Genomic DNA, 22,314 nt, shown 5'->3' with positions numbered 1-22,314 from the left:
CGGTGCGTATACTCGTTGTATCCCTCAACTGGCGCACGGCGGAAATGACGCTCCGCTCCGTTCGCGCGGCGTTGCGGGCGATGGAGGGGTTGGACGCTGAACTGGTGGTCGTCGACAACGATTCCGGTGACGGGTCGTTCGAGAGGATAACGCAGGCGGTCGCGGACGAGGGCCTGCCGGTGCGCGTGATCCAGTCAGGATGGAACGGCGGTTTCGGGGCGGGGAACAACGTCGGCATTCGGGCTGGTATGGCCGATGGGACGCTGCCGGATCTTGTATACTTGTTGAATTCAGACGCCTTCCCGGAACCCGACGCGATCCGCGTGCTTTCGGAATTCCTCGCCGCGCATCCGTCCGCGGGCATTGCCGGGTCGCGCATCGTAGGGGAGGATGGCGCACCCCACTGGACCGCCTTCCGCTTCCCCTCCGCGGCCTCCGAATTGGAGGGCTCGGCGCGGTTCGGCCCGCTCACGCGCCTTCTGACGAACCACAAGGTACCACTTGGCGTGCCCGAGGCGCCGCGACGGGTGGACTGGCTTGCAGGCGCGTCGATGATGATCCGGCGGGAGGTTCTGGACCGGGTCGGACTGTTCGACGAGGTATACTTCTTGTACTTCGAAGAAACCGACCTCTGTCGCCGCGCCGCGCAAGCCGGTTTCGAAACGCACTACGTGCCTCAAAGCCGGGCGATGCACATCGGCTCCGCGTCCACCGGCATGGGTCGTTGGGCACGCGTTCCGGGCTTCTGGCTGGACAGCCGTTGGCATTATTTCACCAAACACCACGGCCGCGCGCGGGCCATGCTGGCGACGGGCGCTCACCTGCTGGGCGGGATGCTCTGGCGGGTCAGGTGTGCACTGCAAAGACGTGCACGCATGGATCCGCCGCATTTTCTGCGCGACCTCGTGATACATGACCTGAAGGCGATGCTCCGCCCCTTGCCGGGCCGCGACGCGCCGCAGAGGAGGGACGACGATGTCCACGTTTGACTGCGTTCTGCTCGGAAACCAGTCGCTGCTGACGCAATGCGGCGAGATGGTGATGGCGCGCGGCCACCGGATCCGCGCGGTCGTCACCCACAGCACGGACGTGCACGAGTGGGCAATGCGCCGTGACCTGAGGGTCGAACCCTACGGCGACGGGCTGGCCGGGCGATTGGGCTCGGTGGACTGGCTGCTCTCCATCGCCAATCTGACAATCATCCCGCAGGAGGTGCTGGCCTGCGCCGCGCGGGGCGCGGTGAATTTTCACGACAGTCCCCTACCCCGCCATGCCGGGCTGAACGCGCCGGTCTGGGCGCTGCTGGCAGGCGAGGCGCGGCACGGCGTGACCTGGCACATGATCGCGGGCGGCGTGGACGATGGCGACATTCTCGAACAGCGCTTTTTCGACATTGCGCCGGGAGAGACTGCATTGACGTTGAACACAAAGGCGTGGGAGGCGGCCATCGCTTCCTTCCCCGCTGTTCTGGGGCAACTCGAAAGCGGGTTGCAACCGCGGCCACAGGACTTGTCGCAGCGCAGTTATCACGGCCTATCCGACCGGCCCGAAGGCTTCGGCCTGCTGGATTTCGCCCGACCCGCAGAGGCCCTGGCGCGTCAGATCCGCGCGCTGGATCACGGCCCTTACTGGAACCCGCTCTGCGCGGCGAAAATACGCGCAGGCGGATCGGTATGGCTTGTGCGCGAAGCCCGGGCCGAAGCGGCCCATGCCGCGCCCGGCACGGTGCTGGGCACCGACGGGGCGTTGTTGGTGGCCTGTGGACGGGGCGCGTTGACAATGACGCTCGCACGGATATGCGGCACGCCCGTAGCAGCCTCCGAGGTGGCCCGTGTCGGCGATGTCCTTTCCTGCGGCGACCTCGCGGCGGTGAACCGGGCGGTAACGTTGACGGTCCCGGCCGAGGCGCGGGCGCGCGCCACCTTTGCCAGCTATGCGCCCGCAGTTCTTGCCGGCTGTTCAGACACTGAGGGCGAAGTCGTTTCGCGGCCCATTGGGGTGTCAAAGGAGGCCATCGCTCTCTGGGCGCGGCGCATGACGGGGCGCGAGACAGTGGACCTCGCGTGGTCTGACGCCACCCTGCGCCAGGCCGCCGCGACGGGCATCGTCTCGCCCTGGGCGGTGGCCCGCGTCGATGCGGACGGGCTGAGCCCGGCCAGGCCATTCGCCACGGACCTCTTTGCCCGCGCGCCGGAACTGTCGTGGCCGGAGATACCGATGATCGGTCTGTCGGACGACGGCCACGTGCCGGGAACGGTGGTGACGGTACAACTGTCGGGAGCCTGTTCCTACGACGCAGGGCGCATCGCACCGGAGATGGCAGACTTGCTGGCCGCGCGGTTGGAACTCTGGGCCGTATCCCCCGCCGCTGGCCTGCCGGACGCAGAGCATCAGTTCGTACTGCATACGGTCAATGAGACAACGGTCGAGCATGACCGAAGGTTGACCATGCAGACGGCCTTTGAAGCCCAAGTGGCGCGGACGCCGGATGCCACTGCGCTGATTTTCGAAGATGTGCACCTCACGTATGCAGAGCTGAACGCCCGTGCCAATCGCGTCGCGCATTTGCTGCGGCAGATGGGCGTGGGCGCGGAGCAGATTGTCGGGCTTTGCGTGACACGCTCTGTCGATCTGATGGTAGGCGCGCTGGGAATCCTGAAGGCTGGCGGGGCCTATCTGCCCATGGACCCGACCTATCCGGCGGAACGCCTAAGGCACTTCGTCGAGGACAGCGGCACAGCGGTCATTGTCACGCAGGCAGGGATCGTCGCGGCGCTGCCGCGTCATGACGCGCAGTTACTGGTGCTGGACGCAGAGCCGCGCCTGGCCGAAATGCCGGACGTGAATCCGGAGCCATCGGCGCAGCCCGAAGACCTTGCATACATGATTTATACCAGCGGTTCGACCGGCCAGCCCAAGGGTGTCATGGTCGAACACCGCAACGTGGTGAACTTTTATGCAGGCATGGACGGCAACATCCCGGCCGAGGGCGTCTGGCTCGCGGTGACTTCGCTCAGCTTTGACATTTCCGTGCTGGAGCTGTTCTGGACCACGGCGCGCGGGCTGACGGTGGTCCTGACCGGCGATGCGGAGCGCGGCCAGATCTCGAACGGGCCGATGCCCTCTGCAGGGGGCATGGAGTTTTCCCTGTATTACTGGGGTAATGACGACGGCGCGGGGCGCGACAAATACGCCCTGTTGCTGGAGGGGGCCAGATTTGCAGACGAGAACGGTTTCGTTGCGGTCTGGACGCCGGAAAGGCACTTTCATGCCTTTGGCGGACCCTACCCGAATCCGTCGGTGACCGGCGCGGCGGTGGCCGCCGTGACACGCAATATCGGGGTGCGGGCCGGGTCCGTGGTGGCGCCGCTGCACCACCCTGCGCGCATCGCCGAGGAATGGGCGGTGATCGACAACCTCACGAACGGGCGCGCGGGCATGGCGATTGCCAGCGGCTGGCAGCCGGACGATTTCGTGCTGCGTCCCGAAAACACCCCCCCCGCGAACAAGTCCGCCATGATCGAGGCCATCGACACGGTGCGGCGGCTCTGGCGCGGCGAGGCGGTAGAATTTCCGAAAAAGGACGGAACGCCCCACGCGGTGGTCACGCAGCCGCGCCCTGTGTCGACGGATCTGCCGGTCTGGGTCACGACCGCCGGAAACCCCGCGACGTGGCGGGAGGCGGGAGAGAATGGCTGCCATGTCCTGACCCACCTGCTGGGCCAGTCGGTGGAGGAAGTCGCGGAGAAAATCCGCCTCTACCACGACGCATTGCGCGGGGCGGGGCACGATCCTGAGGATTTCAAGGTCACGCTGATGTTGCACACATTCATCAGCGACACGCGGGATCACGCACGAGAGATCGCACGGGAACCGATGAAGGATTACCTGCGCTCCGCTGCCGGGCTGATCAAGCAATACGCCTGGGCCTTTCCGGCCTTCAAGCGGCCCGAAGGGGTGTCGAACGCCTTCGACCTGACGCTGGAGGGGCTCGGGGAGGAAGAGATGGACGCGATCCTCGACTTTGCCTTTGACCGGTACTTCAACGACTCTGGCCTGTTCGGGACGATGGAAGACGCGGTGGCCCGTGTCGAACAGGTAAAGGCAATCGGTGTGACGGAGGTCGCCTGCCTGATCGACTACGGCATTGACCGCGAGGTGGTATTGGACGGGTTGCGCCCGCTGGCGGAGGTCGTGCGGCGCGCGAAGGCGGCGCGGGACCTCGCGGCGGATGACTTCAGCATCGCCGCGCAGATCGTGCGGCACGGGGTGACGCACCTGCAATGTACGCCGTCCATGGCGCGGCTGATCGCCCTGAACGAGGAAGCGCGCTACGCATTGAAGCATGTACAGCATGTCTACCTGGGCGGGGAACCCCTGCCCGGGGCGCTGGTAAAGGAGCTGTCGGCGATCACCTGCGCGACCGTCACCAATATGTACGGGCCGACCGAAACGACTATCTGGTCGTCTTGTACTCAGGCTGTACAGGACGAGGTCGTGGTCAATATCGGAGGCCCATTGGCCAACCAGATGCTGTATGTGCTGGACGAAAACCAGAAGCCGGTGGGCGTCGGGGTGGAAGGTGAGCTGTGGATCGGCGGGGACGGTGTCACACGCGGCTATTGGCGGCGCGAGGATCTGACCGCAGAGCGATTCAGGGACAACCCCTTTGCCCCGGGGCGGATGTACCGGACGGGGGACCTTGCAAGGCGGCGGGTGGATGGGTCTATCGAGTTTGTCGGGCGCGTCGATCATCAGGTGAAGCTTCGCGGCTACCGCATCGAGTTGGGCGAGATCGAGGCCGCGTTGGAGGCGGTCGGAGACGTCACGCAGGCTGTGGTCACCGCGCGCGAAGAAGCGCCGGGCGACCTGCGGCTCGTCGGGTACTACACCGGCGCGCGGCAGGAAGAGGCCGCGCTGAAGGCCGCGCTGGGACAGGTACTGCCTGCCTTCATGGTGCCGGGGCGCTTGGTGCAACTGGACGCCTTCCCCCTGACCCCGAACCGCAAGGTGGATCGCAACGCGCTGCCGGCGTCCTCGGCCGTTACGGCCCCGGCGCAGGAAACGGCCGCGCCGCTGCCCGCTCTCATGGGCGGCGGGGCAGCAGATGGCGCGGCTGTGCAGGCCCGCGTGGCCACTATCTGGTCGCGGTTTCTGGGCGTCGCAGCGCCAAGGGGGGGGGACAGCTTCTTTGACCTCGGGGGGCATTCGCTGCTGGCAGTGCAGGTACACCGGGCCCTGCGCGAGGAACTGGGCGCCCGGCGGCTGACGATCACCGACATCTTCCGCCTGCCGAAGCTCGGAGATCTCAGCGCGCGCGTGGCGGAACTCGCAGAAGGCGCATCGGTCGAGACCGCCCCGTCCGCGCCGGAGCCGCGACCCGGCACCACGCGGGCCGAGGCCATGGCCAAGCGGCGCGCAATGCGGGCACGGCGGCGCGCGTAACGGCAGGGGAGGTCGCGGCCTCCCCTCTGCGAGAGTATTTCAGCCAAGAAGAAACACCGGGCGCTCATGGACGGGCGGGCTTGCGGCTTGGTACAAGGGCGCGAAGGGGGCGATCGCGTGCTGGAGCAATTGCATGAAATGGTGGCGCAGTTTGCCCGCCCGGGGCTGGGCTGGGGCGTGGCGCGGGTCGGTGAAACAGCGCCCCTGGCAGAGGTCGAACGGCAGGCGATGGCCCGGGCGATCCCGGCCCGCGTGGCGGAGTTCACCGCCGGACGTATCGCCGCGCGACGGGCGCTGGCGGTCCTGGGCCACCCCGCGGCCCCCATCCCCATGCAGGCGGATCGTGTGCCGCTCTGGCCCAAAGGCTTCATGGGCTCAATCAGCCACGCGGCGGGGCTGGCGGTGGCGGTGGTCTGCGCCCTGCCCGCGCGGGTCGGCGTGGATCTGGAGGAGGACGGCCCACTCGACGATGCCCTCCAGCCGGAAATCCTGACGCCGGTGGAGTACGGGCAGGATCTCCGGCGGGTTTTTTCCGCGAAAGAGGCCGTATTCAAAGCCGAATACCCGGCACATCGGGTCATGCACGGCTTCCACGGGCTGGTTGTGGATCTGACAAAGGGCAGCGCGCAGTACACTGACCACCCCGAAGTCGCCACACTTCGGCCCGATTCTCTGGAATCGCGGCCTGAAACACTACCTGTGCAGCAACTATCGCGCGGCGGCTTGATCCTTTCCCTATCTTGGCGCAGGTGCTGATAGCGCCCTGAAACGGCAACAATCTACATTTCAGGCACGCATTGCACAAGATTGGTCGTGAAGACGGCAAAACTATGGCCGCGATCCCGGATTGCCGAACGCTCTGTTTCCCAAATTCTCGCCGCAAGGTGATGGCGGAAATAAGGCACGGTTGCTAGATTGTGTCTTGAAGATGGCGCCTTCTGGCCGCGTTTGCCCCAAGTTGGGCGAGGCTCGGGGACGTCTCTTCCGCATTGGGGGCCAACTTTGCGGGAGCGCGTGACATGAACCAGTTCCACTCGATCGGAGAGATCCTTGCCGCCGTGAAGCGTCGCGGCTGGCTGATCCTTGCGATCGTCCTGATCGGGACGGTCCTGTCGTTGAACTACGCGCTCACCCAGACAAAGATCTTCGAGGCCACCGCTGTCGTCCAGATCGAGGATGCGCGTGTGTCCGGCACGCAGGCCTCCGCCATCGCGCAGGTCAACGACACCACCCGCCGTCTTCAGCTGATCGAACAGCGCCTGATGTCCCGCGACAATCTGATGAAGCTGATGGACGAGCACGCCCTCTTTGGCGACGCCATGCTGTCGGATGGCGAACGCCTGTACAGAATGCGCAAGGCGGCACGGATCGAAAGCATTTCCAACCCGCAGCCGATGTTTTCCGCCGTTCAGCAGGCGCCGTCGGGGCTGATGATCACGGTGCAGCTGGCCGACCCCGAAAAGGCCGCAACCGTCGCCAACGATCTGATGACCGACGTGATCGAACAGTCGCGCGACCGGTCCGAGGTGAAGGCGCGCGAAACGCTGGCCTTCTACCAGGCGGAAGAGGCACGGGTCGATCGCGAAATTTCCCGGCTGGAGGACGAGATCGCGGCCTACAAGCTGGCCCACGCCGAGCAACTGCCCGCCGGTGTCGCCGCGCTGCGCACGGAACTGGCCACGCTGCGCGACTCCGCACTGGCGCTGGAGCAGGACATCATCGGGTTGCAGGCCGACAGCAGCCGCAAGCGCGCCGAAGACGTGACCCGCCAACTGTCCCTGCTGCAGGATCAGAAGGCGCTCGTGACGGAGCGCGCCGCCCAGACAGAGGCGCTGATCAACGGGGCACCCACTGTGGAGCGCGAACTGACCCGGATGGAACGTGAAATGGACCGCCTGAAGGACCAGTATAGCGTCATCACCCGCGGCAAAGCCGAAGCCGAGATGGGTCAGGCGCTCCAGGACCAGCAGGCGGGCGGACGCTTCGAGGTGCTCGAAACAGCGCTGGTGCCGGAAAACCCGATGTCATCGTCGGCAAGAAAGATCGCCGGTGTCGGCGCCGTCGGCAGCCTGATCCTCGCGCTCCTTGCAGCGCTGGTAGTGGAGATGATGCACCCGGCCATCCGCACGGAGGCCCAGATGGAGCGCCTGCTGGGCATTCAGCCGGTGGTGACGATCCCGGTCGTGGCGACGAAGGCCGACCGCAGCATCGGCGGGGTGAAGACGCTGGGCAAGGTTCTGGGCCTCACCGCGCTTCTGGCCGGGCTGGTGGCATGGCTGGGCAAGACCTCCGGCCTGTCGGTTCTGGTGGGCGACCTGCTGCCGCGCCGTGTGGTGGCCGGGGAGTAAAGGCGAGTCCCGATCGGGGCACGGGACGAGTAACTGGTCCGGTCACTGGTCCGGTCACTGGCCGGGCGGCGGACCGCGAAGGTCATCCGATAAAGTTCAGGGGAATGCAGCCCCTCCGTGCCTGTGGGGGCGCCGGAGGGGGGGAGCCGCGGCGGGAGGTGGGGACCTTCGCCGCGGTTTTCCTTTCGCGGAGCGGCTTTATCGGTGCGCACGTACGGGTCGGCGCATTCCGGTCTGACATCATGGGCCGGGACCCTGACCGCCCCGCGCCTCAGTAGGCGTAACGCTCCAGACCGGCGTTCTCCGCCTTGTTCAGCACCATCCCGAGCAGAGGCGTTTCCTTGCCCAGACGACGCTCGACTTCCTTGATCTCGCGCTCTGTCGTCAAACCGCCTCCGATGACCAGCAAGACACCATCGATCAGCGGCTGGGCGGCGATCACATCGTCGTAGAACAGCGCCGGTGGCAGGTCGAAAAGCATCACGTCGGGCCGGAACGCATCCTCGATATGCGTCAGGGCGCGCTTCGTACGCGGGTCCTGCAGCAGTTCGGAGGCATAGGGCTCCGCCACCGTATTCAGGGCAAAGGCGATGTTGTGGCCGGCGGAGAAATTGTTCTGCCCCATGCGCAGGAAATGCTCCTCGGGGTCACAGTTGCCGCGCAGCACATCGCCCAGAGCGCCGGGCGAGGACACCCCCATCACCTTGTGCAGGGCGGGGCGCCGCATGTCGAAATCCATCACCAGCGTGCGGGCATTTTCCTGACGCGACAGCGAGATGGCAAGGTTCGCCGTGGTGAAGGTCTTGCCACAATCCTTCCCCGGAGAGGTGATGGCAACGCGCTTCCACCCCTTATCCGCCAGCGCCTGCATCAGACGGGTGCGCAAAACGTCAAAGGTGGTGTGTGCCGGGTCCAGCCGGTCGGCGGTGATGACTCGGTGCCGATTGAGGTGGCCCAGGTCAACGGTCATTGCAGGAATGTCGAACCACGGGTCGCTGCGCTGCTCAGGCCGCAGTGCCAGCGGTGGCTGGGCGCGGCGGGTGACTTCGGCGCGGCTGAGACGGGCATCGCGGGCGACTTGCGCCTGTTCGGCCAGGCGGCGGTCCTCGGCGCGCTGGGCATCCTCCATGCGGCGGGCGCGGGCGGCCTTGCGATCGGCTTCTGCCCGCACGCCAGCCACGCGTCGGGCCTCTGCCTCCACCTCCCTGTGGGCCTGCTGTTCGGCAGCGCGGCGCTGCGCCTCTGCCTCTGCCTCTGCGGCGCGACGTGCCGTGTCTTCAGCGATGCGGCGAGCATGTTCCTCGGCCTGCGCGCGGGCCTCGGCTTCGCGGCGCTCCTGTTCCTCGGCCTGCGCGCGGGCTTCGGCATCGCGGCGGGCGCGGGCCTCTGCCTGGCGGCGGGCGAGTTCGCGCGCCTCCGCACGCTCGCGTTCGGCCGCCTCGGCGGCGGCCTGCTCCGCTTCGGCACGGCGGGCGTCTTCTCCGGCCTGATCTCGGGCGCGGGCCGCTGCCGCCTCGCGGGCGTTCTCTTCTGCCGCGCGGCGCGCCTCTTCCTGTTCGGCAAGCCGGGCGTCTGCCTCCGCTCGAACCTCCGCCTCCAGCCGCGCGCGTTCCTCGGCGAGCCGCAGGTCTTCGGCGGCACGCGCGGCGGCCTCCTCGGCGGCACGGCGTGCCAGCCGTTCCTCGCGTGTTTCCAGCGGCGGGACAGGCGCGATTTCGTCGCCAAGCGGTTCCTCGACACTCGCCGTCTTGCGCTTGCGGCGGAATTTCCGGCTGTCCATCATGTTCATGCCTTGCCCTCGACCCGGATCGCTCGCTGGCGCGATCTGTCCCTGCACTCATATAATACCAGTACGGCAAATATCCGTACGGCGCCCCCGCAGGGCGCGACTGCTCCCGTCAAGGAAAGCACCCGAATCTGGCCAGAATGAGACCGATCAAAGGGGATTGTTTACCAAACCCGCCCGATCAGAAGCCGAACAGTCCCGCCTCAGTGATACCCCGTCGGATGAACCGCGCCCGATCCGCCTCTGGCTGCCAGTTCAGCGCGGCCTTGGCCGCCGTATTGTCAAAGCGGGAGAAATGCGCCCGGCTTTTCCAGTCGGCACGGGAGGGGCGGATGACGCCCTTGCGCCGCAGCGCGTGCTTTTTCAGCAGGTACTTCACCGCGTCGGCGGCGTAAAAAGCATCGAGGTTGCCGGTGGCGACCCGGATGCGGGCGCCAAGCGCGTGATGGATCGCGTCAAAGTAATCGCGCGCCGACAGCATCGGTTCGCCGGTCAGGTTGAAGCTGCGACCGATTACCGGTGCCTCTGCCATGGCAATTAGCCCGTCGGCCACGTCCTCGTTCAGAACGAAGGGCAGGATATTGCGGCCATGCCCCCAGATGCGCACAGCTCCCGCGCCGTGCCAGCGTCCAATGCCCCAGTGCTGCAACGGCCCGCCGGGTCCGATGACGATGCCGGGGCGGGCGATGACCAGCGGCAGCCCCCGTTCGCGGTGCATTTGCAGCAGGCGGCATTCGCATTCGGCCTTGGACCGGGCATAGAGGTTTCGGTCGGTCATGTCCGCCGGGAAGGGCGTCGTGTCGGTGATTGTCACCTTCGGGTCCGACATGTCGAAGGACGCGATCGTGCCGGTGTAGACCAGCCGCTGCACCCCGGCGTCCAGCACCGCCTCTCCGATCCGGCAGGCCACCCCGACGTCCTGGGTCAGCGCCTCTTCCCAGGTCGAACACATGGCGCGGGCGAGGTTGTAGACCGTATCGATGCCCGTCATGGCGTCGGTCAGCGCCGCGCGGTCGGCGAGGTCCACGGCGACGGTTTCCACCTGATCGGGGAGATCCGGGAAGGGCCCGCCCCGCCCTCGCGACACCACGCGCACGTCCTGCCCCCGCGCCACCAGCCGCCGCGTCAGCGCCCGTCCGATGAAACCGGTGCCACCGATGACCATGGCCTGGGGTTTCGGGGCGCGGGTCCGCACGGCGGGGGCAGCGGTGTGACGCGCCTCCTCCGGCAGGGCTTCGATGATGGCCTCCACGGTCTCCATCACCGCGACCGCGCTGGCGGCGGAAAAGCGCGGGTCCTGCTGCCGCTGCGCCATGGCACCGTAGACGGCGGCGTTCATGCCGCGAAAGCTGCGCGCGTAGGGATTCTGTGTGTTCAGCGACTTGGCCTGCGTAAAGGCATTCGCCACCCCACGCGCGACGTGCTGGGCGGAGAGTTCCATCTGCCGCCGAAGCGGGTTCACCACGAGGTCGGAGGCGTTCTCCCGCTCCACCGTCAGCACGTCGGCGGCGAAGTCCAGCCGCGCCCGCGCGGAGGATCCACGCAGCGTGACCGAGCGATCGTCTACCGTCTCCACCATGGCGATGTGGAAGGCGACGCTGACGTGCCCGGCGCGCGCCAGCACCCGGAAGCCCTGCGGACGCGGGTCAGCGCCGGGCAGCATCACGGGATGCGTCGCCTCCGCATGGGTGATGGTCACCGGCCCAAAGAGGTCCTGCGCGAAGGCCACCAGATGCGGACCCAGTTCCAGCATCAGGTTCTGCGGCTGTTTGAGCAACCAGAGGCTGAACGGACCGGACCTGAGCGGCGCGAGGGGCAACGCCCATGTGACCTCTGCACTATGGATGCGGCCGTAGTCACCTGCCTGCATCGCGGTCTTCATCCGGGCGTAGGACGGCAGCCCTAGAAAGTTGTGACCGGGCGCAAACAGACGACCGTTTTCCTGCGCGCAGATGGCGATTCGGCGGACCGCCCCAACCGATTCGGCAACAGGTTTTTCCACAAGCACATCCAGACCGTTCGAAAGGCAGCTCAATGCTATACCTTCGTGTATATTGGGTGGTGTAAGCACATGGACCGCCGAGCACGAGCCGGAAGTGATCAGGGACTCTACAGTTGTGAACACCTGTGCGTCGTGTTGATTCGCCAGCGTTCGGGCCACCGATTCGCGGGGATCGCAGACGGCAGCGATCCGCACACCCGGGGTGGCCGCCAGCGCATCCGCATGCCAGTCCGCGATATAGCCCGCGCCGATGATGCCTATGCGAATGGGGTCGGGTGCGGTCATATCACTTGTACTCGATCAGGGTCATGTCGGCGCGCCTCAGCCGACGCAGGTAATACCGCGCCATGCCGATCAGATTGGGAAATTTCGAAAGCGTCAGCAAGGCGGCCATGCGTGTGGCATCGCCGGGCGGGATACCGTCAGACCTCAGCGCGGCGCGGCCCTTCCGGTAGCTGATCGCATACAGCGCAAGGATCGGCAGCAGCAGCCATGGCAGGGTGACGAGCGCGGCAAGCGCCATCAGCGGCAGCGCTGAGCCATAGGTCAGTACGCGACGGACCTCGGTTCCGAAATACTCCGGATGCAGGTGGTGGACCTGGGCAAAGCCGTGGCCGGTGCGTTCGGCCCGCTTCCACCACTGCCCGAAGGTCAGCATGGCCGCGTCGTGCCGCGTCATCGGCTGCGGCAGACGGTGCAGACGCGCGCCGGTCTTGCGGAAGCGGCAGCAGACCTCGTCGTCCTCGGCGGCAATGACCTGCGGGTTCATGCCCTCCACAGCCCGCCAGAGGCTGGCGCGCACCATCATGTCACCACCGCAGGCAAGGATCTCTCCCGCCGGACGGTGCCATTCCCAGTCGCAGAGCCGGTTATAGAGACTGACCTCCGGGTACACCTCCGCGCGCCATCCAGTGACCATGCCAACTGCCGGTGTCCGGTCCAGGAAAGCCGCGCCGCCCTCCAGCCAGCCGGGCACCAGCGTGCAGTCGCCGTCGATGAACTGGACATACTCCGGCGCGTCGAGCGCGTCGAAACCGGCATTGCGAGCGCGCGCGGCGGTGAAGGGCGTGGTCAGATCCAGCTGTACCACCTTTGCGCCAAAGCGCTTTGCCTGCGCGATGCTGTCATCGCTGGAACCGGAGTCGACATAGACCACCTGCCGTGCCTGCCCGCCAAGCGCGGCCAGCGCCGCCACCAGCCGCGCGCCTTCGTTGCGACCGATCAGGACGACGTCGACGGGGGTCATGCGCCGGGTTCCGGGCGTTTAGGCGGCGCCTCACCCCGCGCATAGGCTGTGAACAGCGCCGAAAGGCGGGCGGCTTCCTGTCGCGCGTCAAAGGCTTCGGCCACCCGCGCGCGACCCGCCTGTCCCATGGCGCGCCGCCGCCCGGGGTCGGAAAGGAGATCACGCAGGGCCGTCGCCAATGCGTCGGCATCACCCGGTGGGACCAGCCGCCCGGTGCTGTCGTCCACCAGTTCCGGGATGCCCGCGATTTGCGTCGTCACAACCGGCACGCCGGAGGCCAGCGCCTCCATCAGCACCACGGGCAGGCCTTCGGCAAAGGACGGCAGGACAAAGACATCCGCCTCCAGAAGCGCATCCGCCACCTCGGTCTGCGAGCGATAGCCGAGAAAGCGCACCGGCAGCCCCTGCGCCTGCCGTTCCAGAGCGGCGCGGTCGGGACCGTCGCCGATGATGGTCAGTTCGACCCCGTCGGGCAGCGCGCGCAGCGCGTCCAGCAGAAGCGGCACACCCTTCACTGCGGCCAGACGCCCGACAAACAGCAGCGCGTGCCCCTCGTGCGTGGCGGGGCGGTAGCGCGCAGGGTCGACGCCGCAGTGCACCACATGCAGCTTTGGCCAATCCGCCTGCGCCGCGAAACACATCAGCTGCGACCGGCAGAAATCGCTGATGCAGGCCACGAAACGCGCCCGCGCGGCCTTTTCGTCGATGCGCCAGTGCTGCGGTTCAAAGAAGATGTCCGGCCCGTGGATGGCAAAGCTGTAGGGAATCCCCGACAGCGCGGAGGCCAGCATTGCCACTGTGCAGGAAGCTTTTGCGATATGGTTGTGCAGATGGTCGACGCCCTGGCGGGCGAGGTGATCGGCCAGCACACCGGCTTCGACAAAGTAGATGAGGTTATAAAGCCGTCCGCGCAGCCCCTTCGGCGCCGTTCGCCACGCCAGCGCCAGTGCGCGCAGGTAGCGCCCCGGCCACGCCATCCAGCGCACGTGGGCACGGAGCACACGCAGGGGCGACCGGCAGGCGGCCAGCACCCTGAAGGTGCTTGCGTGCTCCTCCCCCTGCTCCGGCCCGACGAGATGCTCCGCCCCGGTGGTCCGGATCGAACACGTCTCTACCTGATGACCAAGCGCGCGCAGTGCCGCCACCTCGCGCTGGATGAAAGTGTCGGAGGCGCGCGGATATTCCCCCGTCAGATATGCGAGGCGCGGCAGGGTCATGGCTGTCCCTTCGCGGCGCGCATGAGATCCTCGAAACTGGCGTGATCGGCCCCGCCCAGCGCGTGCCGCAACCGTGTGTTGGGAAACCGCAGCGGCATCATGCGCGCCCGCAGGACGGGTTCACGCAAGAGCCCCGGCAGCACGGCTGAGAGCGGCCCAAGCAGGCGCACCAATGCCAGCCAGGCGGTATAGGGCACCGTGACAGACAGGCGCGGCCAGCCTTGGACGTGCCGGTGAACGCGCAGGAAACGGCCCCGCGTCGGCCGGTCGTCGTCAAAGACGTTGACGGCAGTGACCCCTTCGGTGGGCGTCCGTGCCGCCTCCACCGCCGCGCGGGCAACGTGGGTGACATGCGCGAGCGGCAGTTCACCCTTTGACCCGATGGTGACGAATAGCTTCCACACCCGGAACCCCTGCAGCGCGTGCCACGTCCGTCCGGGCCCCCAGATCGCTCCGGGGCGCAGAATCCACGCGTCGTCCAGATCGCGCATCATGACCTCCTGCAACCGCTTCGCCCCGGCATAGGCGTCACGCACTCTGCGCAATACGGTTTCCGGGTCGTCCAGCGCACCCTCCGGCAGGGGGATCAGCGCCGCGGCTTCTGTCAGGGTCTGGCCGGGGGACAGCGCGTCGAAGTCATAGACAGCCAGGGACGAGATCAGCACCAACCGCGCGGCCCCGTCCCGGTCGCGTCCCGCCAGCACCGCCCGCGTGGCATCCACTGTGTCGCGTTTCAGCGCCGCCGGGTCGGCGCCAAGGTGTCCGGCCGCGTGGATCACCGCGCCGGATTCCGGCAACTGCCGGGCGAACCAGCCACCGGGCTCAGACAGATCCAGCCGTACCGCCGTGATGCCGGGATCGCTTGCCCACTCCACCACGGGCTGCGCGCGATAAAGCGCGATCACCGGCAGGCCGTGCCGCCGCGCTTCCGCCACACAGGCCCGCCCGACGAAGCCATTGGCCCCCGTCACCAAGACGGTTTTGCGCCCGGTCACTTCGCCCATGGCATCGGCTCCATCGGGGCGCAGGTGGTGGTCATGCGTTGCGCGCCGGAGGTCTCGCCTGCGTTTTGTATGGCAAGCGTGATTTCGGTCAGGTGCAGCGCCATGTCATTCGACATGCGGCAGGGACGCCCCTCGCGCAGCGCCGCCAGCACCTCCGCCGGGCCGAGCGCAAAGTTCATCGCCGCCGCCCCCCAGCGTTTGACCTTCGGATGCGTGGGCTGGGGCAGGCGCAGGCATCTGGGAAAGGGATGCTCCATCAGCCGCCTGCGCAGGGTCAGCCGCCGGGCAAAACGGACCTTCGCCGCGTTGTCCCAGGCGGCATCGCAGGACAGTACGCCCCGGTCGCCGACAATGCGGATGCTGTGGTCATGTGGCGCCGCGATGGAGCAGGTCAGCCGCACCACCGGGCCGGCAACGAAGTAAAGCACCGCGACAGAGACATCGGGGGCGTATGGCCCCTGCCCCGCCTTTTCGGTCACCTCGGCTGAGGCGGCGACCACGGTGCGCACTGGCCCGAACCAGGCGATCAGCCATGTCAGGTAGTAACCCGCGTGCTCCAGCGTGCAGCCAACGCGGAATTCGTCCTCCGCCGGCCAGGGCGCTCCGGATTCGGAGATCCACCGGCCGAAAGCCGCCTGGCTCACGTAACCGTCATCGAGTTCCGCGTAGATCAGCCGGGGCTTGCCCGCCACACCATCGCGCAGGGCGCGCCCCAGCGTCTGCGCCGCCTCGCCAAGCGCCGAACAGGGCGCGGAGGCCAGCACCAGCCCGCGCGCCTCCGCCAGTGCGTGCAGCGCCTGCGCCTCCGGCAAGGTCATGGCGAGCGGCTTTTCCGAGTAAACCGGGTGCCCCGCCTCCAGACAGGTGCGCGAGGTTTCGAAATGCGCCTGCGGGTTGGTGAGGTTCAATATCAGAGCACCCGGGGCAGCGGCCAGCAAGGCTTCGAAGCTGTCGCAGGCCGGGTAACCCCAGTATCCACAAAACTGCCGCAGACGCGCGGGGTCGGTGTCGTAGACGCCCGCCACCGCGATCTCCGGGTGCAGCGCCAGCGAACGCGCATAGAGGTCGGCCACGAAACCGCATCCCAGCAGAAGCACCCGGTCCGCCCGAGCGGCCCCATCCTCGCCCTTCTGGTCCTGCGCCTGAAAAACCACCCTGCACCCCTTTCGGCCCATGCCGCCCGTGCCATTCAATCATGGCCAGAGTTCGGCGCCCGCCTCCTAATGGCCCGCGATCGCGGCGCCGCGGCATCACCACAGCAAATTTTGTTCGCCCTGTTGCAGTTAAGGCACGGACCCCGGACAGGATAACAGCTATCAAGGCGCCGAACGCCCACCTCAGGGGCGGGAAAGGCTGCCTTATGGAATTCCGGGTCGAAGGTCAGGCGATCCAGGTGAACGTGCCGACATGGGCCGCGCTCGAAGCGCGGGTGCGCGAGCGTTTCGCGCGTCGAAAAGGCTTCGCGCTGGCCACGCTGAACCTCGACCACCTCGTGAAGTTGCGCGCCTCTCCGGCCTTTCGAAGTGCCTATGCGGCGCAGACATTCGTGGTGGCGGACGGCAACCCCGTCGTCTGGCTGTCGCGCCTTGCGGGGCGGCCAGTCTCGCTGATCCCCGGGTCGGAGGCAATCCTGCCGCTGGCCCGCATCGCAGCGGCGCAGGGCGTGAAGGTGGCACTTTTCGGCGCGACGGAGCCGGTGCTGGCGGCGGCGAAGGACTACCTCGAACGCGAAGTGCGCGACCTGCGGGTGGCCTGCACCATTGCGCCCGCCATGGGCTTTGACCCGCAGGGCGAACTGGCAGAGGCCATGCTGGGCGAAATCGCCGACAGCGGCGCGCGGCTGTGCTTCGTGGCACTGGGCGCGCCCAGACAGGAGATCTTTGCCGCGTATGGCCGCAAGGTCGCCCCGGAGGTGGGATTTGCCTGCATCGGCGCGGGTCTCGACTTCTTCGCAGGCAGCCAGCAGCGTGCGCCATCATGGGTCCGCAAGCTGGCGATGGAATGGCTCTGGAGGGCGCTCAGCCAGCCAAAGCGTCTGGGGCCCCGCTATGCGAAATGTCTCGCCATCCTGCCTTCGGAAACCGCCAAGGCAACGCTGTCGCGCCTGCGCCATCCCGCCAGTTGACCTCGCATCGGCCTCTCGCCGCTTTCACCGGGACCCGGTTTCGTCTTGGTTCAAATACTCAAACTCGCGGCCGAAGGGCGCGCCAGTCGATTTGCGCAGAAAATCGCAACGCCTTGTCCCGGGCGATTTACGCAGCGAATCGACGCCCCGACCCACCAGTCATCCGCCCGAAATCACCCGCGCCGGGACACCGGCCACCACGGCCCCCGCAGGCACATCCCGCGTCACCACCGCGTTTGCACCGATCACCGCATGATCGCCCACGGTCAATGGCCCGATCAGCTTGGCTCCCGCGCCCACATCCACATGACCGCCCAGCACCACGCGTCCGGCCAGCGTGACCTGATGGAACAACATGCAGTTCGGGCCGATCACCGCCTCCGGATGCACGATGATGCCGTTGGGATGCGTCATCCGCAGCCCACCGCCCACCTGCGCCGTCAGGTGCAATTCCGATTGCGTCATCAGCGACCAGAACCAATGGTTCAGAACCCAATACTTCGACATCGCCCGTCCCAGGGTGCCCCGGCCGCGCCAGTGCTGATACCGACGGACCGACCGGATCAGCTTCCTGCCCGGATCCCAGAACCGCTCCACCCGCTCGCGCGACCAATCGGGATGGGTTGCAGAGATGCCGCTCTTCTCGTCCATTCCCGCGTACCTTCGCCCATCCGCCCTATTCCTGCCCTGAAATGCGGTATTATCACCCTCATGGCAACACAGAGGCGTCTCGGCGTGACCGGCACGCGGAATTCGCCGCCAAAGAAGCCGGAGAAGCCGGAGAAGCCGGAAGCATGAGCAACGACACCCGCCATCTGAAATACAGGGGCGAAATCGATGGGCTGCGCGCTATCGCGGTCCTCTCGGTCGTGTTTTATCACTTCGGTCTGCCACTCCGGGGCGGATTTGTCGGCGTGGACGTGTTCCTTGTGATCTCGGGCTTCCTGATCGGTGGCATCCTCTGGCGCGAACTTCAGGAAACCGGACACCTCCGCCTCGGCGCCTTTTACGTCCGGCGCTTTCGCAGGCTGGCCCCGGCCTTTTTTGCCGTGCTGGCGGCAACCTTTGCGGTGGGGTGGCTGCTGCTCTTACCCTTCGAATTCCGAGAGCTGGGCAAGAGCGCCATCGCCGCCACGGTTTACCTATCGAATGTACTGTTTTTCCGCCAGAGCGGCTATTTCGACGCCAGCGCCCACGACAAGCCGCTGCTGCACACTTGGTCGCTGGCGGTGGAGGAACAGTTCTACATCCTGCTGCCGCTCCTCATGCTGCTTTTCCTGCGCAGGCCCCGACAGATGGTTGCGATGCTCGCACTCGCCTGGGGGGCTTCGCTCGCCGCCTGCGTCTGGCTGACGCCGCAGTATCCCACGGCGACCTTCTACCTCTTTCCGTTCCGCGCGTGGGAGCTTCTGACGGGCGTTCTGCTGGCAATCTGGGGGCAGTCGCGCGGCACCACATGGACTGGCTGGCGCGGATTCTCCTGGGCCGGGCTGGCACTGGTGCTGATCTCCGTCGCCACGATCCCCGCCGGCCCGAACTTCCCCGGCCTGCTCGCGGTGGTGCCGGTTCTGGGCACCGCGCTGATCCTGTCGAGCGGCACGAACGACGGCACCGTCAACCGCCTTCTCCGCAAGCCCGCTCTGCGCTTCGTGGGGCTGATGTCCTATTCGCTCTACCTCTGGCACTGGCCGGTCTACACGCTTTCCAACACGTTACGCGACGGCTACGCTGGCCCGGCCGAGGCACTGATCTGGATGGCGTTGTCCTTCCTGCTGGCGTTCCTGTCGTGGCGGTTCATCGAACGCCCGGTGCGGCGGGCGTGGCGGCTTCCCGGCGGGGTCATCGTTTCCGCCACGGGGCTCGCCACCATCGGCGCGCTGGCGGTGAGTGTGAATGTCTTCCTGCGGGACGGCCTGCCCGATCGCTTCGGGCCGGAGGCGCGGGTGCATGTCGACGCCTCCGCCGACTTCCTTCAGGATTTCAGCCGCTGCTACACGGAGGACGCGCTGCCGCTTGACGGGCTGGAGGTCTGCCCCATCGGCCCCGTCGGCCCGCCCCGGGTGCTGATCTGGGGCGACAGCCACGCCCGCGCCTTCCACGACGGGCTGGCGCAGGCGGCGGAGGAGGCGGACGTGCCTGCCATCCTCCTCTGGCGCGCGGGCTGCCCGCCGCTGGTCGACCTGCGCAAGGTCGAAAGCGCCGCCACCCCGGCACAGGACACAGCCTGCCGTCAGGCCAACACGCAGGTCCGGCAGGGGTTCGGGCGGCTCTCCTCCATCGACACCGTGCTGCTCATCGGGCGCTGGGGCTACTACGCCGAAGGCAAGGGCATCGGCTTTGACGCGGGCAACGCCATCGCGCTTTATCCGACGCAGCGCCCGGAACGGGTCGGCGAACCCCAGGGCGCCGTTCTGGCGGAGGCGGCAGAAGCCACTGTCGCCCAGTTGGACCGTTTCTTTCCCCGCGTGTTTGTCCTGCGCCAGCCGCCGGAGATTCCGCGCTACGACAGCCGCCGCGCCGCGCGCGAGGCGGCGCATCGGGGCCTGCCCCTGGCCGCGCCCCCGGTGGTTGAAACGGATGTGGACCCTACCGCGCTTCTCGGTCGCAGCGAGCAGGCGGATGCGCCCTGGATGCCGCTGGTGGCCGCGGGGCGTGTGCAGTGGATCGACCCCTGGCCACGGTTCTGCGATGCCACGCGCTGCTCCGCGCTGGCGGGCGGCGTGGGACAGTATTTCGACAACAATCATGTCACCAACAACGCCGCGCGCCGGGTGCGCGACCTCTTTGCCCCCGTCTTTCGCGGCGCGCTGCGGGAGACCGCGCTGTCGGGCGCCACGGAGGAATGAGCACGCTGGCGGACCACGGCGACGCGCCGGAGGGCGGGTGGGACGCGCTGGTGATCGGCACCGGCATCGGCGGCGGTACGCTGGGACGCAGGCTGGCAGAGGCCGGGATGCGCGTGCTCTTCCTCGAAAAGGGGCAGGCCGATGCCCGAAGCGCCGAAAACGGCCTGTCCGAAGTCGCCCTTCCCGAGGCGCGCGCGGTGCGGGGCCTCTGGCCCGCCCCCCTGACAGCCACGGTCGACGGTATCACGCAGCGCTTTTTCGCGCCGTTGGGGTCCGGGCCGGGCGGGTCTTCGGTCTTCTACGCCGCTACGCTGGAGCGGCCAGACCGTCACGACATCGACGACACCCCCGGCCGGCCGCATCCCACCGGCGGCTGGCCGCTGGGTTTCGATACGCTTGCGCCCTCTTATGCCGAGGCCGCGCGGCTCTACCGGGTCTACGGCACGCCGGATCCGCTGTCGCCCGAAGTACCCCTGCCCCTGCGCGCGCCACCCCCGCTGACCGCGGTCGAGGCGCGCCTTTTTGACCGGCTCCAGCGCTCCGGCCTGCACCCCTACCACGCCCCCACCGGGATCGAGCGCATCGACGGCTGCCGGATGTGTCTTGGCCGCAAGTGTCCCAAAGCCTGCAAGATGGATGGCCGCTCTGCCGGGGTGGAACCGGCGCTGGCCACCGGGCGGGCGCGGCTGGTGACGGGAGCGGAGGTCACCCGCCTTGTCATGGACGGCGACCGTATCGCGGCGGTCGAGGCCACGGTTGACGGCACTTCCCGCCGTTTCACCGCCCGGCGCATCGTGCTGGCGGGCGGCGCGCTGGGGTCCCCCCGCGTACTGCTACGGTCCGCGTGCGAAGACTGGCCGGACGGAGTCGCCAACCGTTCCGGCCTTGTCGGGCGCAACCTGATGTTTCACCTCAATGAAATTCTGGCGGTCTGGCCCGGTCTCGACGGCCCTCCGACCAAGGCGGTCTCTTTCCGCGACCTCTACCACCGCGACGGGCAGCGGCTGGGGACGGTTCAGGCCATGGGTATCCGTGCCTCCTACGGCGAGATCACCTATTACCTGCAGCGGATGCTGGAGGGCACGCGTCTGGCGCCCCTCGCTCCCGTCGCGCGGCTTCCGGCTGCGCTGGCTGCGCGGCTTCTGGGATCGGCGCAGATCCTCGTCGGGTTGCTGGAGGATCTGCCCTACCGCGAAAACCGCGTGGGGGCGGACGGCCACATTCACTACACTCTCCATGACGAGTTGAAGGCGCGACGGCGGGTTTTCCGGCGCGCGCTCCGGCAAGCTTTCCGGGGACAACGTGGGCTGCTGCTGGGCATTGCACCGGACCTGAATTGGGGCCACCCCTGCGGCACGCTGCGGTTCGGCCACGACCCGGCGCATAGCGTTCTGCGCGCCGACGGGCGGACCCACGATGTGGAGAACCTCTGGGTGGCGGATGCCTCCTTCATGCCGACGTCGATGGGGGTCAACCCGAGCCTGACCATCGCGGCCTTCGCGCTGCATGTGGCGGATGGGATGCTGGGGGGGCGAAAATGAGAGTCACACCTGAGGATGGCATCGTGGTGGTGACGGGCGCAGGGTCCGGCCTTGGCCGGGCGCTGGCGCACGTCTTTGCGCATAAAGGCTTTGCCGTCGCGGGTCTCGGCCGGCGGGCGGAGGCGCTGGAGGAGACCGCCGCGCTTTGCCCCGGCTTCTTCGCCGTACCGGTGGACATCGCCGACGCGGGCGCCGTTCGCGCAGCCTTTGCCACGCTGCCCGCCCCGGCTGTGCTGGTGAACAACGCCGCCATCTATCCGCGCCGCGACCTGCTGGCGGAGACCGGAGAAAGCTGGGCGGAGACGGTGAACTCCAACCTCAACGGCCTGGTCAACTGCACGCTGGCGGCGCTGGGGCCGATGGTCCAACGCGGGCAGGGGCGCATCCTGAACGTGGCAACCTTCGCAGACCTGAACCCGCTACCCGGCGCCGCCGCCTATTCGGTATCGAAGGGCGCGGCGCGCATCTTTACGCGCGCGCTGATCGCTGACATTACCGACCGCTTTCCGGGCATCGTTGTGTCCGACTGGATGCCGGGGATGCTGGCGACGAAGATGGGTATCCGCGACGGGCTGGACCCCGCGACCGCCGCCGCCTGGGGGGCGACGCTCGCGCTCTTGCGCGACCCTTCGCTGACCGGCTCCACCTTTGAAATGGACCGCGAGATCCTTCCCCCTCGGGGCCTGAAGAACCGGGTAAAGGATGCGCTGCTTCTGCGCCGCCGCAGGCCGCGCGTCCTGTCGGACCTCTAGAC

15 protein-coding genes are annotated in these 22,314 nt (G+C 67.5%); 8 read left to right on the top strand and 7 right to left on the bottom strand.

Going from position 1 to position 22,314, the window contains the following annotated elements:
* The first annotated feature begins 2 nt into the window (after positions 1 to 2).
* The 4 genes from J5474_RS17800 (at position 3) to J5474_RS17785 (ending at position 7,793) form a co-directional block, all read left to right on the top strand.
* The gene (locus J5474_RS17800) at positions 3 to 989 is read left to right on the top strand and encodes a glycosyltransferase family 2 protein (protein WP_342454064.1); all 987 of its coding nucleotides are present in this window, start codon (positions 3 to 5) and stop codon (positions 987 to 989) included.
* Positions 976 to 5,445, top strand: a complete 4,470-nt coding sequence (locus J5474_RS17795; RefSeq protein ID WP_209362559.1) for a MupA/Atu3671 family FMN-dependent luciferase-like monooxygenase — start codon at positions 976 to 978, stop codon at positions 5,443 to 5,445. Before J5474_RS17800 ends, J5474_RS17795 begins: the two co-directional genes overlap by 14 nt.
* Before the next feature lie 117 nt (positions 5,446 to 5,562).
* Entirely contained in the window at positions 5,563 to 6,201 is a 639-nt protein-coding gene (locus J5474_RS17790) for a 4'-phosphopantetheinyl transferase family protein (protein ID WP_209362557.1), read from the top strand.
* A gap of 263 nt (positions 6,202 to 6,464) precedes the next feature.
* The gene (locus J5474_RS17785; RefSeq protein WP_209362555.1) at positions 6,465 to 7,793 is read left to right on the top strand and encodes a Wzz/FepE/Etk N-terminal domain-containing protein; all 1,329 of its coding nucleotides are present in this window, start codon (positions 6,465 to 6,467) and stop codon (positions 7,791 to 7,793) included.
* A gap of 271 nt (positions 7,794 to 8,064) precedes the next feature.
* Here the strand turns inward: J5474_RS17785 and J5474_RS22860 are convergent, their stop codons facing one another.
* The 6 genes from J5474_RS22860 to J5474_RS17755 all read right to left on the bottom strand — a co-directional run bounded on the left by J5474_RS22860 (position 8,065) and on the right by J5474_RS17755 (position 16,202).
* Positions 8,065 to 9,582: a CpsD/CapB family tyrosine-protein kinase gene (locus J5474_RS22860; RefSeq protein ID WP_245216554.1), complete on the bottom strand. Its 1,518-nt coding sequence runs from the start codon at positions 9,580 to 9,582 to the stop codon at positions 8,065 to 8,067.
* A gap of 178 nt (positions 9,583 to 9,760) precedes the next feature.
* Positions 9,761 to 11,866: an NAD-dependent epimerase/dehydratase family protein gene (locus J5474_RS17775; RefSeq protein ID WP_209362553.1), complete on the bottom strand. Its 2,106-nt coding sequence runs from the start codon at positions 11,864 to 11,866 to the stop codon at positions 9,761 to 9,763.
* 1 nt (position 11,867) lies between these two features.
* Positions 11,868 to 12,827, bottom strand: coding sequence for a glycosyltransferase family 2 protein (locus tag J5474_RS17770; protein WP_209362550.1), 960 nt, complete (start codon positions 12,825 to 12,827; stop codon positions 11,868 to 11,870).
* Positions 12,824 to 14,044 carry a glycosyltransferase family 4 protein gene (locus J5474_RS17765; RefSeq protein ID WP_209362548.1) on the bottom strand — a complete coding sequence of 407 codons (1,221 nt, stop codon included), beginning with the start codon at positions 14,042 to 14,044 and terminating at the stop codon, positions 12,824 to 12,826. The genes J5474_RS17770 and J5474_RS17765 overlap by 4 nt, the downstream gene beginning before the upstream one ends.
* Positions 14,041 to 15,048, bottom strand: coding sequence for an NAD-dependent epimerase/dehydratase family protein (locus J5474_RS17760; RefSeq protein WP_209362546.1), 1,008 nt, complete (start codon positions 15,046 to 15,048; stop codon positions 14,041 to 14,043). The genes J5474_RS17765 and J5474_RS17760 overlap by 4 nt, the downstream gene beginning before the upstream one ends.
* Positions 15,036 to 16,202, bottom strand: coding sequence for a Gfo/Idh/MocA family protein (locus J5474_RS17755; RefSeq protein ID WP_342454063.1), 1,167 nt, complete (start codon positions 16,200 to 16,202; stop codon positions 15,036 to 15,038). The genes J5474_RS17760 and J5474_RS17755 overlap by 13 nt, the downstream gene beginning before the upstream one ends.
* Positions 16,203 to 16,408: 206 nt before the next feature.
* On the opposite strand from J5474_RS17755, the gene J5474_RS17750 reads away from it, so the two are divergent.
* Positions 16,409 to 17,173 carry a WecB/TagA/CpsF family glycosyltransferase gene (locus J5474_RS17750; RefSeq protein ID WP_209362542.1) on the top strand — a complete coding sequence of 255 codons (765 nt, stop codon included), beginning with the start codon at positions 16,409 to 16,411 and terminating at the stop codon, positions 17,171 to 17,173.
* Between the two features lie 159 nt (positions 17,174 to 17,332).
* Here the strand turns inward: J5474_RS17750 and J5474_RS17745 are convergent, their stop codons facing one another.
* Positions 17,333 to 17,824, bottom strand: a complete 492-nt coding sequence (locus J5474_RS17745) for a serine O-acetyltransferase (protein WP_209362540.1) — start codon at positions 17,822 to 17,824, stop codon at positions 17,333 to 17,335.
* A gap of 143 nt (positions 17,825 to 17,967) precedes the next feature.
* On the opposite strand from J5474_RS17745, the gene J5474_RS17740 reads away from it, so the two are divergent.
* The 3 genes from J5474_RS17740 to J5474_RS17730 are packed head-to-tail and all read left to right on the top strand — an operon-like array spanning position 17,968 to position 22,312.
* On the top strand, positions 17,968 to 20,019 hold the full coding sequence (locus J5474_RS17740) for an acyltransferase family protein (RefSeq protein WP_209362537.1): 2,052 nt from the start codon (positions 17,968 to 17,970) through the stop codon (positions 20,017 to 20,019).
* On the top strand, positions 20,016 to 21,560 hold the full coding sequence (locus tag J5474_RS17735) for a GMC oxidoreductase (protein ID WP_209362535.1): 1,545 nt from the start codon (positions 20,016 to 20,018) through the stop codon (positions 21,558 to 21,560). Before J5474_RS17740 ends, J5474_RS17735 begins: the two co-directional genes overlap by 4 nt.
* Positions 21,557 to 22,312 (top strand): SDR family oxidoreductase, encoded by a 756-nt coding sequence (locus J5474_RS17730; RefSeq protein WP_209362534.1) that lies wholly within the window; start codon positions 21,557 to 21,559, stop codon positions 22,310 to 22,312. Before J5474_RS17735 ends, J5474_RS17730 begins: the two co-directional genes overlap by 4 nt.
* Positions 22,313 to 22,314 lie beyond the last annotated feature (2 nt).

The sequence above is a fragment of the Sagittula salina genome (assembly GCF_017813235.1).
GTDB lineage: Bacteria > Pseudomonadota > Alphaproteobacteria > Rhodobacterales > Rhodobacteraceae > Sagittula > Sagittula salina.
Note: the sequence above shows the minus strand (reverse complement) of the source record. Positions and strands in the feature narration are given on the sequence as shown.

What these genes read in the sequence shown, in the direction of transcription:
- J5474_RS17750 (WP_209362542.1), top strand. Translation starts at nt 16,409, where the DNA reads ATGGAATTCCGGGTCGAAGGTCAGGCGATCCAGGTGAACGTGCCGACA.
- J5474_RS17760 (WP_209362546.1), bottom strand. Translation starts at nt 15,048, where the DNA reads ATGGGCGAAGTGACCGGGCGCAAAACCGTCTTGGTGACGGGGGCCAAT.
- J5474_RS17745 (WP_209362540.1), bottom strand. Translation starts at nt 17,824, where the DNA reads ATGGACGAGAAGAGCGGCATCTCTGCAACCCATCCCGATTGGTCGCGC.
- J5474_RS17765 (WP_209362548.1), bottom strand. Translation starts at nt 14,044, where the DNA reads ATGACCCTGCCGCGCCTCGCATATCTGACGGGGGAATATCCGCGCGCC.
- J5474_RS22860 (WP_245216554.1), bottom strand. Translation starts at nt 9,582, where the DNA reads ATGAACATGATGGACAGCCGGAAATTCCGCCGCAAGCGCAAGACGGCG.
- J5474_RS17775 (WP_209362553.1), bottom strand. Translation starts at nt 11,866, where the DNA reads ATGACCGCACCCGACCCCATTCGCATAGGCATCATCGGCGCGGGCTAT.
- J5474_RS17770 (WP_209362550.1), bottom strand. Translation starts at nt 12,827, where the DNA reads ATGACCCCCGTCGACGTCGTCCTGATCGGTCGCAACGAAGGCGCGCGG.
- J5474_RS17735 (WP_209362535.1), top strand. Translation starts at nt 20,016, where the DNA reads ATGAGCACGCTGGCGGACCACGGCGACGCGCCGGAGGGCGGGTGGGAC.
- J5474_RS17730 (WP_209362534.1), top strand. Translation starts at nt 21,557, where the DNA reads ATGAGAGTCACACCTGAGGATGGCATCGTGGTGGTGACGGGCGCAGGG.
- J5474_RS17795 (WP_209362559.1), top strand. Translation starts at nt 976, where the DNA reads ATGTCCACGTTTGACTGCGTTCTGCTCGGAAACCAGTCGCTGCTGACG.
- J5474_RS17785 (WP_209362555.1), top strand. Translation starts at nt 6,465, where the DNA reads ATGAACCAGTTCCACTCGATCGGAGAGATCCTTGCCGCCGTGAAGCGT.
- J5474_RS17740 (WP_209362537.1), top strand. Translation starts at nt 17,968, where the DNA reads ATGAGCAACGACACCCGCCATCTGAAATACAGGGGCGAAATCGATGGG.